General features: G+C 55.0%; 6 protein-coding genes. All 6 read left to right on the forward strand.

All coding sequences use genetic code 11. The features are described from left to right. Positions 1-1398, forward strand: a complete 1398-nt coding sequence (gene dnaA, locus RSQ48_RS00005) for a chromosomal replication initiator protein DnaA (RefSeq protein WP_003800768.1) — start codon at positions 1-3, stop codon at positions 1396-1398. Positions 1399-1400: 2 nt separating this feature from the next. Further along, the gene (gene dnaN / locus RSQ48_RS00010) at positions 1401-2510 is read left to right on the forward strand and encodes a DNA polymerase III subunit beta (RefSeq protein ID WP_003800766.1); all 1110 of its coding nucleotides are present in this window, start codon (positions 1401-1403) and stop codon (positions 2508-2510) included. Positions 2511-2586: 76 nt separating this feature from the next. Further along, complete coding sequence (gene gyrB, locus RSQ48_RS00015; protein WP_415302014.1) at positions 2587-5040, forward strand: DNA topoisomerase (ATP-hydrolyzing) subunit B; 2454 nt, start codon at positions 2587-2589, stop codon at positions 5038-5040. A 365-nt stretch (positions 5041-5405) separates the two neighbouring features. After that, positions 5406-6590, forward strand: a complete 1185-nt coding sequence (gene avs1a, locus RSQ48_RS00020; RefSeq protein ID WP_415302015.1) for an AVAST type 1 anti-phage system MBL fold metallo-hydrolase Avs1a — start codon at positions 5406-5408, stop codon at positions 6588-6590. Next, positions 6583-12417, forward strand: coding sequence for an AVAST type 1 anti-phage system protease Avs1b (gene avs1b, locus RSQ48_RS00025; protein WP_415302016.1), 5835 nt, complete (start codon positions 6583-6585; stop codon positions 12415-12417). Before avs1a ends, avs1b begins: the two co-directional genes overlap by 8 nt. A gap of 26 nt (positions 12418-12443) precedes the next feature. Next, positions 12444-12695 (forward strand): AVAST type 1 anti-phage system protein Avs1c, encoded by a 252-nt coding sequence (gene avs1c / locus RSQ48_RS00030; RefSeq protein ID WP_415302363.1) that lies wholly within the window; start codon positions 12444-12446, stop codon positions 12693-12695. Positions 12696-12870 lie beyond the last annotated feature (175 nt).

Below are 12870 nucleotides of genomic sequence, written 5' to 3' on the forward strand. Positions count from 1 at the left end.
ATGAATGAATTCTGGCAGTCCTGCGTTCAGAAATTGGAGCAGGAGCTTCCCCCCCAACAAATAAGTGCGTGGATTCGTCCACTGGTTCCCCTGGACTTCGATAGTGAGGCCGGGGTGTTGCGCGTTTCTGCTCCTAACCGTTTCAAGCTGGATTGGGTCCGCAAGAATTTTGCTACGCGCATCGAGGAACTGGCCTCGGATTTCTACGAATGTCCCGTAACGGTTCAGTTCGAGCTGCCTTCGGCCAGCGCGGCGCCTCGTCGCGCCCTGGCTGACCGGGCCGCGCCCGCGCCTGCCGGCAGTCCAGCCGGTGAGAACCTGGCCCCGCCCGGCGCCAATCCGGCCGTGACCGCGGTGGTGGATGCGGTACAGGATCGCTCGCGCCTGAATGCCGAACTGACCTTCGACAATTTCGTAACGGGTAAAGCCAACCAGCTGGCACGCGCTGCGGCCTTGCAGGTGGCCGAGAATCCTGGTGTCTCCTATAACCCGCTCTTTCTGTATGGTGGCGTGGGTTTGGGCAAGACACACCTGATTCACGCGATCGGCAATGCGCTGGTCGCCAATGGCAATGGTGTGCGGGTACGGTATGTCCATGCCGACCAGTACGTGTCAGACGTGGTCAAGGCCTACCAGCGCAAGGCGTTTGACGAGTTCAAGCGTTATTACCATTCGCTGGATTTGCTGCTGATTGACGATATTCAGTTTTTTGCCGGCAAGAACCGCACGCAGGAAGAGTTTTTCTACGCCTTTGAAGCGATGGTGGCCCAGCGCAAGCAGATCATCATCACCTCGGATACGTACCCCAAAGAGCTGGCCAATATTGATAGCCGCCTGATCTCGCGCTTTGACTCCGGTCTGACCGTGGCCATCGAGCCACCCGAGCTGGAAATGCGTGTAGCAATTTTGCTGCGCAAAGCTCAGGCCGAAGGCATCGCCATGCCGGAAGAAGTGGCCTTCTTTATCGCCAAGCATTTGCGCAGCAACGTGCGTGAACTGGAAGGAGCTTTGCGCAAGGTCTCGGCTTATGCCCGTTTTCATGGTCGCGATGTCCTGACGGTGGAAGTGTGCAAGGATGCGCTCAAGGATTTGCTGTCCGTCTCCAATGGGCAGATCACCGTGGAAAATATCCAGAAAACCGTAGCCGATTTTTATAAAATCAAGGTCGCGGATATGTACTCCAAGCGCCGCCCCGCCAATATCGCCATGCCGCGTCAGGTGGCCATGTATCTGGCCAAGGAACTGACCCAAAAGAGTTTGCCGGAAATTGGCGATCTTTTCGGTGGCAGGGACCACACAACGGTGCTGCACGCAGTGCGCAAGATCTCGGACGCACGCACCAAGCAAGCCGAATTGAATCACGCATTACACGTACTGGAACAAACTCTCAAAGGATGACCATGCAACTCGTTCAAGCTACCCGCGACGCATTGCTAAAGCCCTTATCCACAGTTGTTGGCATTGTGGAGCGCCGCCATACTTTGCCGATTCTGGCCAACATCCTGCTGCGTAAAAACGGCTCGGACGTCTCTTTCCTGGCCACAGATCTGGAAGTGCAGATCACCACCAATGCCGGCTTTGGTGTGGGTGAGGACAATGCGGCCACCACGGTGGCAGCCCGCAAGCTGCTGGACATTCTCAAAGCCCTGCCCGATTTTGGTGACGTGCGTCTGGGTCTGGACAGCGGCAAGCTGACCATTCAGTCTGGCAAGAGCCGTTTTCAGTTGCAGACGCTGGAAGCGGCTGATTTTCCAGTGCTTACCCTGCCCGAGCAATGGGATGTGTCGCTGAGCATGCCCCAGCGCACCCTCAAGCACCTGTTCAACACGGTGCACTTTGCCATGGCCCAGCAGGATATCCGCTACTACCTGAACGGCATGTTGCTGGTGTTCGAGCCCGGCATGGTGCGTACGGTGACCACGGACGGGCACCGCCTGGCCCATAATGCCACTGCGATTGACGGTGTGCAGGAGCGCCACGACATTATTGTGCCTCGCAAGACCGTGCTGGAAATGCAGCGTCTGCTGGGCGATACCGACGATCTGGTCAATATTGATGTGTCCAGCCGTCAGATCCGTTTCCGTTTTGGCGATGTGGAGTTGATCTCCAAACTGGTGGAAGGCAAATTCCCCGACTTTGCGCGCGTGATCCCTTCCAACTACACCCGCCACTTTGATGTTAGCCGCGACGTGCTGCAAGGCAGTTTGCAACGTGCGGCCATCCTAACCACCGACAAACTGCGTGGCGTGCGACTGCAACTGTCGCAAAACCAGCTGAAGATTTCCGCTTCCAATGCCGAGCAGGAAGAAGCGGTCGAAGAGCTGGATATTGATTATGAACACGAAAGTCTGGACGTTGGCTTTAACGTCAGCTATCTGCTCGATGTGTTGGCCAGCATCAAGGACGAAACAGTCCGCTGGTCTGTGCAGCCCGATGCCAACGCCTCGGTGTTGATGACGCTGCCCGAGCAAGAACACTTCAAGTACGTGGTCATGCCGATGCGCATTTAATGCGGCATGTTCGACAGGCATGGCCCGCCGGGTCATGCCCGCTTGAAGCAGACAGGCTATTACAAGGTTTTATGCTATGACCGATCAAACCACGACCACCCAGCCAGCCGATTACGGTGCTGATTCCATCAAAATGCTCAAAGGCCTGGAGGCCGTGCGCAAGCGTCCAGGCATGTACATCGGGGATACGTCCGATGGCACCGGCCTGCACCACATGGTTTTCGAGGTGGTGGATAACGCGATTGATGAGGCCTTGGCCGGTCATTGCGACGATATCGTCGTCACCATCCATTCCGATAACAGCATTTCGGTGTGTGATAACGGCCGCGGTATTCCAACCGATATCCACAAGGACGACGAGCATCAGCGCAGCGCCGCTGAAATCGTCATGACCGAACTGCATGCCGGCGGCAAATTTGACCAGAACTCCTACAAGGTGTCTGGCGGCCTGCATGGTGTGGGTGTGTCATGTGTGAATGCCCTGTCCGAATGGCTGTTGCTGACGATCTGGCGCAACGGTAACGAACATCAGGTGGAGTTTCGCCGTGGTGAGCGCACGGCGCCCTTGTCGGTGACCGGCCCCGCAGAAGGCCGCACGGGCACCTGCGTGCGTTACCTGGCCGACGTGGAGATTTTCAGCAATATCGAATACCACCACGAAATTCTGGCCAAGCGCTTGCGCGAGCTGTCTTTCCTGAACAATGGCGTCAAGATCCGTCTGGTTGACGAGATTCAGGGCAAGGAAGAAGACTTTGCCTTCCTGGGCGGGGTCAAAGGCTTTGTTGACTTTATCAACCGCAACAAGACTCCGCTGCACCCAAATGTCTTTAGTGTTGCCACCGAATCCAGCGCCGGCGGCACGACAGTGTCCGTTGAAGTGGCCATGCAGTGGAACGACAGTTATGCCGAGACGGTGCTGTGCTTCACCAACAATATCCCCCAACGTGATGGTGGTTCCCACCTGACCGGTCTGCGTGCGGCCATGACCCGCGTGCTGAACAAATACATTGCCGATAACGAGCTGGCCAAGAAAGCCAAGGTCGACACCTCGGGCGATGACATGCGCGAAGGCCTGGTGTGCGTTTTGTCGGTCAAGGTGCCCGAACCCAAATTCAGCAGCCAGACCAAAGACAAGCTGGTGTCCAGCGAAGTGCGCCCTGCCGTTGAAGAAGCGGTGGGTCGGACCCTGGAAACCTGGTTGCTGGAGAACCCCGGCGACGCCAAGGCGCTGTGTGGCAAGATCGTGGAAGCGGCCCGTGCTCGTGAGGCGGCCCGTAAAGCCCGCGAGATGACACGTCGCAAAAGCGTGCTGGAAGGTGCTGGCCTGCCCGGCAAGCTGGCCGACTGTCAGGAAAAAGATCCCGCCCTGTGCGAACTGTACATTGTGGAGGGTGACTCCGCAGGCGGTTCGGCCAAGCAAGGCCGGGACCGTAAATTCCAGGCTATTCTGCCTTTGCGCGGCAAGGTGCTGAACGTTGAAAAAGCCCGTTTTGATCGTCTGATTTCCAGTGAACAGATCACCACCTTGATCACCGCGCTGGGCACCAGCATTGGCCCGGACTTTGATATCGACAAACTGCGCTACCACCGCATCATCATCATGACTGACGCGGACGTGGACGGTGCTCACATTCGTACGCTGCTGCTGACGCTGCTGTACCGCCAGATGCCTGAGCTGATCGAGCGTGGCTACGTCTACATTGCCCAGCCGCCGCTCTACAGGGTCAAGGTGGGTCGTGAAGAGATTTATCTGAAGGACGACGCCGAGGAAGCCGAATTCATGTTGAGGTTGGCCCTGCGCGATGCTGTGCTGACCCCATCCGAAGGCGCGGCTCCCATCACCGGCGAGGCCCTGTCCGATTATGCTCACCGCTATGTGAAGGCCAAGGGCGTGATAGAGCGTCTGTCGCGCCATATGGACGGTGATGCTTTGTCTGCGCTGGCTGAAGGCGTGAAGCTGAATCTGGATACTCAGGAGCAGGCTGAGCAAAGCGCGCAGGATTTGGAAAAAGCACTGTATAACGAGGCGATGCCTAACGTGGTGAAAGTGTTTGCGGCCTTTGATGAGGCCAGCGAATCCTGGCGCGTAGTGGTGCAGCGTTTGCATCACGGCAATATCCGCGTGACCGTGTTCGACCGCAACTTCATGCGTGGCGCCGACCATCAAACCCTGGCCCGTGCGGGCGAGACCTTTGCCGGCCTGATTGGTGAGGGGGCAAAGGTCGCACGTGGTGAAGGTGACAAACGTCGTGAAACCGAGGTCGATGACTTCCGTGAAGTCATGCAATGGTTGTTGACCGAAGCCGAGCGTGGTATGAGCAAGCAGCGCTACAAAGGTCTGGGTGAGATGAACCCCAGCCAGCTGTGGGAAACCACCATGGACCCCAACGTCCGTCGCCTCTTGCGTGTGCAGATTGCCGATGCCATCGACGCGGATCAAATCTTCACGACCCTGATGGGCGATCACGTGGAGCCACGCCGTGCCTTTATCGAGACTCATGCCTTGCAGGCGGGGAACCTGGATATTTGATGACGTGTTGGTTTAGAGAATAGTTGGCCAGTTGTGATTGGATAAGTTGGCCACTGTTTCTGAGGGTATGAGAAGCGGCTTACTTTTCAGGAGCCGCTTTCTTTATCTGAATCGCACCATGGTGTGAATTCTGCTTGAGTTAACTGACAGAGTTTGGCCAGTTCCGGTCATCGGATGACTGAGCACCGTCGTCCGATATAGGCTAGGAGGCGAAGCTTACCGAGGACTGCTTTTCGGTAACGTAGTGCTGGATATCTCAACAGTGTACGCTGAAAAGCAGCTATCCTTAGTAGTAAGCACAGTTGGCTGTGCGAACAGGGTTAAGTACAACGGATACAGAGGCAACCAACCAATCCCACATTCATATGTTCAGACTGAAGATGTATCCCGCCAAGAACGGCGACTCCTTCCTTGTCAACGCTGACGGTACGTACATCCTTATTGATGCAGGCTTTGCGAGTACCTACCAAGACTTCATTGCGACGGACTTGGAGCTTCTTGCAAAGGAAGGGGGCCGGCTCGACTTGGTTGTATGCACGCACATCGACGCCGACCACATCGGCGGCCTTTTGGAGTTCTTCTCGCTTAATGGCACTCCTGACAAACGTGGTATCGAGGTCGACGCCGTATGGCACAACAGCTTGCGGTCATTGCCGTCAACCCCTACAGCGCAGTCTGACGGCTTGTATGACCAGGTGGTTCTTGAAGCCATTCGGCGGCGTGGCTTTCAAGGAGTCGCAACTTCGTCGCCTAACCCCATCAGCGCTCGACAAGGAAGTTCACTCGCCAAGCTCCTTCGACAGTATGGTTACACCTGGAATTCGGGTGACGGCACGAGTTGTATAAGTGAAAATGATTCTCCTGTTTCTCTGCCAAACAATGTGGGTGTTCAGGTTATTGGGCCAAGGACCGTCCGACTGGAGAAGCTGCGCGACTTTTGGTTGAGGGAGGTCCGAAAGCTAGGCTACAAGGGCTCCTCGCAGCCTAGCGACCTCCTCGACGATGCCTATGAGATGTGGTGCGCTACCTTGCCTCCCCCGCCTATCCCTCAGGTAACGCCTATATCGGCCAACAGCAGTCGACGACTCGTGGACGTCTACGCGCCAGATGCATCTATTCCAAATGGCAGTTCTATCGCACTTCTTATCTTCAATGAAAACACTCGACTGCTCTTCTTAGGAGACGCGTGGGCGGAAGACGTCGTAGACCGCTTAAAGGCGCTCCAGCCAACAGCCGACCCCCTCATTTTTGACGCCATCAAGGTCTCTCACCACGGGAGCCTCCACAACACAAGTGTGGAGCTGCTCTCAATCGCAGACTCGCCATGCTTTCTCATTTCATCTGATGGAAGCCGCCACGGTCATCCAGATTTTGAGGTGCTGACCGAAATCGTGGACCGACCGGCGCCGTTTAAGAGACAACTATTTTTTAACTATGAAACTGCTGCGTCCAGGAAACTTGAATCACATATCTCGAGGTCCGACACAGCCTTTAGCGTACATGTAGCTGAGAACAACTGGATTCAAGTGGGAGGACACAACTATGACTGAAGAGGAAATCAAGCAAGCTACCTGCCAAGTCATGGGCAAGGACGAAACTGGTACCGGATGGCTTATCACTGCGGACCTCATTCTCACGGCTTATCACTGTGTAAAATGCGCAGTGAATGCTGGCGAGCCCGTCGTCGTTCAGTTTGGAGCTGGCTCATCTGCGATTAAGTATACAGTGGCCGTGGGTTCATATGACGATGACCTCGATGTTTGTCTGCTGCAACTACCTCTTCAGCTCAATGTCGAACCCATACCGATTGACGCTGATGGCCTGCGTCCTGGTGAGAGGTGGTTCGCATTCGGTTACCCGGTGGCAAAGCTACTGCTAGGGCACGTTGCCAAGGGCGAGATTCAGCAGACCTTAACCGAGCGGGTGCACGGTGTCGACTTGGACCTTTCGGTGGAGCCAGGCACGCACCTGTCGGACTATCGCGGTCTCTCCGGTGCTGCATTGATGGTCGGTGCCGTCTGCAAAGGCCTGCTGCGGCTCAACATCGACAGCGCCATCGGGGCCTTGAGTCTCGAGATGCTGAAGCCTTTCCTGGTGGCGAACTGCCTGCTAACTGATGAACCGGCTGGTAGTGCAGAGTCCGGACCAATCGGAACGCGGCCAGCCTTTGACGCAATCTTCGAGTCCGCTATTGTCACCAAGCGCGGTGGATACATATTTGTCGAGGGCTCACACGGTATCGGCAAGTCTACGTACTGCCAACAATTCAGGCCAGAATCGCCTGAATTGGAAAGGCTCGGCATCTACCAATTTAATGAATGCGCTCGTGGCTCAACGCCAGCACATCAAGCACAACCGGAGGTCTTTTTCGACTGGGTGAACTCGTTGTTCTCCACATGGACGACGGGCAAGCCTGCTAGGTTGATGGAGCTTTCGTACAGCCAGCTAATTGAAAAGACCAACGAGGTACTTCAATCTTTGGCGAAGCGCTGCGCGAAGGCAGGTAAGATTGGCGTGCTTTTTATCGATGGCATCAATGAGGCTGCCGTTGTGGGCGAAGAAGCCCTAAAGCGATTCGTCAACCTATTGCCGCAAACGGTTCCTGACGGCCTAGTGGTGGTCGTTACTGGCGTTGGGTTGGATTCAATTGCCAGCAGCCTCGGGGCAATCTTTCGAGGTGGGGAGCGTCTTTCCCTCCCAACTCTTGACCGAGACGTCCAATACGGGGTTTGTGTCGAATTTCTGGATAAGGATAAGGCGACCACGGAAATCGTAGCGGCGCTTTGTGACCGAGCGATGGGACACCCGCTCTATCTTCGGTACCTGGCTGACTTGGTAAATGGTGGAGCCACCCCGGATGACATCGCTGAGCTGCCGGTGTTTAGTGGCTCCATTCAAGACTACTATGAGACCATCTGGGCCAGGTTCGCGCTTAACGCTGATGTCGTCAACCTGCTTGGCATCATTGCCCGCCTGCGCTGGGGTGTCCCGACCAATACCCTGACAAGCATGCTTACCTCTGCGGAATTGGGAATATTTCCATCCGCTCTCCTGCGCGTCCGGCACCTACTTGCCAATCCTGAGAACACTGCTATTTATCACCCATCATTCTCAGAGTATGTTGTGCACAAGACGGTAGCCATCGATGAATGGGTACACGCGCGTCTCGCAGCTTTTTGCAGCGTAAGAGAGAGCGGTGACTACGGGGCCTTGAACAAGGTCTACCATGCGCTGAGGGGGGGCCAAGAGCACCAGTTGCAGGCTATTCAGGGTTGCGACCAAGCGTGGGTGGACGATTCTGTGTTGCTCGGCGCAGAGCCAGACGTTTTGCTTGCAGATATTGAAGAAACTCTCGCTGCAGCCACCAGATTCGGGACAGTAACTGATGTCGTTCGCCTGCTGCTGCTCTCTCAGCGTCTGACCTTCCGCTACAACGTGCTCTTCGTGCAGTCGGCTGAGCTCGTGGCTCTAGCACTCATCTCACTCGGAAAAACTGAGAGCGCGCTTCGGCATGTCGTCCGCAACGGTCGTTTAATCGTCTCGGTAGATGAGGCTTTCGCCGTGGCACATGCCCTGACACAACAGGGCAGCCCTGAGCAGGCTATAGAAGTTTTGGAGCTAGCTCAGCGTGAAATAAATACAGTCTTTGAAAAAATGCACTCTGAAAACGGCGTCAGCACTGGAGAGTTGTTCAGGGCCGTGACTCTTCGACTGCATGCTTTTTCACTTGCGCAAGCCGCGGGTGACGACCCACCGTTCACTAGATTCCTTCGCGCCATCGTCGAAGGAATCCTGCGCAGCCCTCATGGCAACTTCTCGAAAGATGAGGGGGATGAAATACTTCGGCAGTTGACCGGCGAGATGATGGGGGCGCGGCTTTGCTTCAAAGGCGATTATCGGCCTTTTCTGAAGCTAGGTCTGCCGGCCGAAGTGGATTTGCGCCACCAATTGCTTTTCTTTCTTCAGACCCTGAAGCATGCCGAAATACACTCAGAATATTACGGATTCGCGCTCAAGCGAAACATGGTTGACCTCGTCCTTTCGGATATTGAAAGAGCTATTGATGCGCCTCTGCGTCCCGAGGACAGGCGATTCGACTTCGCGGATGTTTTGATTGAAACGGGGGCGGCTGCCGGTCTCGTCAAGGCGTACTCCATGGGCGTAGATATGGGCGACGGGAAGCTGCCCTTTTACACTCAGAATCCAGCTGCTCCTGACGAAGCTCTCTTCGAGAGTGCGATGCTGTACCTTCGAGCATCTTCATTCCTTGAGAACGGAAACGCCGTACCTTCAGTGCAAATGCCGACCTCAGAGGATTGGGAATCGTCGCTTGAGGACATCGCACGAGTCGTTGCATGGTGTGACGGCAAAGGCCGAAGGGCAATGGCTACAAAAGACCAAGCAGGTCTGGACGCCGTATGGTCGTTCGTAGCCGACGTGCTTCTTCCGTGCTTCGCCTTCAAGCTTGAATCGCGTATCAGCTGGGAGGCAAGTTACTTGATTCCAGAGACCGTGGTTCCGCGGCTATACCGGCGCATCGCAAAGCTGGTGGTTGATTGTTTTCCGACGAAAGCGGCAGTATTGCTCGACGCGATAGAGGACGGGTTCGACGTACAACTTGGCCTCTACAACGAAGGGTTTCGACAAACGCTCCAAGGAGTGCTGAGCCTCTTCGTCGAACGCAGCCCGGAAGGACAGAACGCGGATAAGGTCTTCACGCTCGTATTACGTTGGAGGGATTACGTCGTAGCGAACTTGGAAAACAGGTTTGAACTTATTCCAGAGCTTCTGCAGATTGTCCAGTTGTTGGCCCGGCAGGGAGCGAACGAGGAGGCGCTTGGAACATATAAATCGGTGCTCTCGTTCTCGATGGGACCTAGCTGGTACAAAGAAGACCAGCTGTCCATGATGACCGGCACACTGGAGACGCTACCCACTGCATTCCCCGTGAAGACGACGTCGCTCGCCCAAATCGCTGGTCTCTTAGAACGTGCAACTGGTGAGATGACGTTTCAGCGTTTTATCCGTGCCGACAAGGGTAATTTCATTGGGCAGCTCTGCCGACGGTCGCTTTTCTCGGATGCTGTTAGATATTTCCAGCATCAGAGCTGTGGAACGCTCGATGAGTTGTTCTTACAGGCGACGAGTGGCAGTCTCGACCGCGTCTCAACTCTTGTAGGCATGAGGTTTCCGGGGGCCGCCCTGGAAGAGCAGGCCGCCCTGCTTGCGCTGCTACGCCACAGCCGTGGGCAAGCGAGCTGGCAGTTGCGTTGGGCACTCCTCGAAGTGTACCAGCACGGTGACGAACGACATCTGACTGACTGGGGGAGGGAATACGCAGCCATCATCACGGAACTGGTAAGTAGCGCAGATGACTTGGCACAGGCAAAGGTCCGGGTCCACTCGATTGTAAACACTTTGAACTCTGAACGAGCTTGGCTGTTGTTAAGGGCCCTTGTCCCTAGCTTGCCGCCCGCCCTTCGTCCCGATTACGCGTATCTCTTGGATGAAGTGAAGTCCAAACTCGATGAGCGCCAGCTTGAACAACTGACATCGAGTTTTGGTCTTCGCTATGAGCAAGAGGAAAGAGACAAGACGCCGAGATTTGACGTTGACACTAAGCAGCCGAACGATGGCGTAGTTGAGGAGGAGGATGCCGAGGATGACCGCTTATTTATGCCCGGGATGTTTGGCAAACGTGCAGCAGTAAAGGACGCCTGTACTCAGATTGAGACCGCGCGCATACTGCTGAAGCGACGCAACTTCTCGGCAGCGACTCAAGAGTGCATCGGGGCGCTACAGACGTTGCAGGCAGGGGGATGGTCGGTTTGGTCGAATAACCATTCCGGCAGCGACGCCGACCGACTCATCAGCGCTCAAGTTCAGAATGCCGATGACCTCGCCAGACTGTATGGACCACTTGCTCTCGAAGAGCGCCATACGCAACGCTGGGTGATTGCATCCCACCTCATATCTTTGGTTGGGGAAAAGGTCGACGCAGCTCAGCAAGCTGCACTGTTGGAGGTAGTTATTGACCATGTCCGGCAAATTGTGGGCGACGCCTCATCGGCGCAGTTTGCATATATTGGTAACTCTGCAACTGGTACTGCATCTGAGTCCCTATTTGAACTCTTGCTTTGGACATTAGACCATCCGGCTTGGGAGCGTCGCGACAGCGGTGCCGCCATGATACTGTGGCTTGCACGCGCTAACGGAGATTGGCTTTCAAGTCTCGCTGGTCTGGCTATCTCGATGGACAGGAGAAATCGCGCTGATATTGCTTCGGCAACGCTGGACATTCTCTCCCGTGAAGACCCTGTCGGATTGTGGCAGCACATCGAGTCGCACATCGAGATTGTTCGGGTTACCGAGCAGTGTCGGCATGTCGGTAGATTCACGACATTCATACGAATCGCTGAGCGCGCGAGCAAGCGTGGTATTGATTCAGCCGTGACGGCCTTCAAAATGTTGCAAGAGAGGTTCCCTGATAACTCTCCAAGCCCCATTCCTGCCACAGACGTGCGGCCACCAAGTTTCGTGCCGGCGACGCTGTATATGCTTTGGCACGATTTGTCCAAGCTCGGTGTACTTACCGAAGACGTCCTTCACGCGTTCACGGCTCAAATGGCCGCCTCTTGTTCCCCGCAGACAGTTGAAATGGCCTGCGAGTTGGAATCGCTGGTCGCGGAGGGTGGTCGAGAAGACCCGAATCTTCCAATCGGCCGTTGGGCTTCAATCGTTCACTATGCCTTAAATACCGCGCTCTTCCAGTCTATTCCTGCCAGCAAGTTAAGAAGTACTGAGGCCTTGCTCAGGGTCTACAATCCCGAGAGTCTCCTAGAACCAGAAAACGGGAGGAACTTGTTGGCAAGTCTCGTTGCATGTTTGGAAAGTCGTAGGGAACGAAACTACCGGCCATCGAATGAAGAGTTGGTCTTCCTTGACTTTCAATGCTTCCTAGAAATGGAACGACGTGTCGTTCATGTAGAACTCACATCGCACCTTGTTCCTCCTGGGCAGTCAAATCACGTGAAGACCATCCCACATACGTTCAAGGCGACCGAGTTGCCCCGACCAGGGCCGGATGAGCCCATTGCTGTCTGTGGCAGAGCCAGGCCGACTATTGCTTATTTTGGCTCCATTAGTCCAGCAATCCCTACGCCTCGATTTCTGCATCTCGTGGGGACACAGGTATCGAGCACTGTTCGGTACCATTGGAGGGACGGCGGTACTATCGAGAGCTTAGGCTCAAATCGTCGATACGAGAACGCCTTGCTTGCAATTGAACGCGATGCATTTTCCCTGCCTTGCGGTTGGAAAATGCTATGGATACTACGAGTCGATGGAGAAGTCCGAGCAGTGTTAGACAGTTTTTAGAGAGGAGCTAAGCAATGTTTACAAAGATGCATACACCCTTCACTAGGGCCGAGTTTGAGGAGCGTGTGAACTATGCACGAGAACAAATGATAGGCGGGAAGATGCATTTCTCCAAAGGTCTCAGGGGGTTGGATAGTCTGCTCAATGTTCGCTACCTTCCAAATCGTCGAATTGACCTTCTCAGTATTGACGAGATGGCACGAGTGCACGTAAATACGATTTATCAGATGCGTAATATAAACTTGGATGGAGGGTTATTAGACGAAAAAGAACAGTGAAGGGCGGCAGAGCGCCGTAATGTCAATACTCCGCGTGTGTACTCATCTTGGCCTAAAGTGCCATGTACTAACAAACGGGGGAAAGGTATTTGACTTTGTAAGAGCCAGCAACTGGTGCACTGCTGAGATTTATATCAACCCTCTCGCCGTTAACTTATAGCTCAATGTGAAGAGC

Origin of the sequence: Alcaligenes sp. SJTW-7 (genome assembly GCF_047716895.1) — a bacterium.
Lineage (GTDB): Bacteria > Pseudomonadota > Gammaproteobacteria > Burkholderiales > Burkholderiaceae_B > Alcaligenes > Alcaligenes ammonioxydans.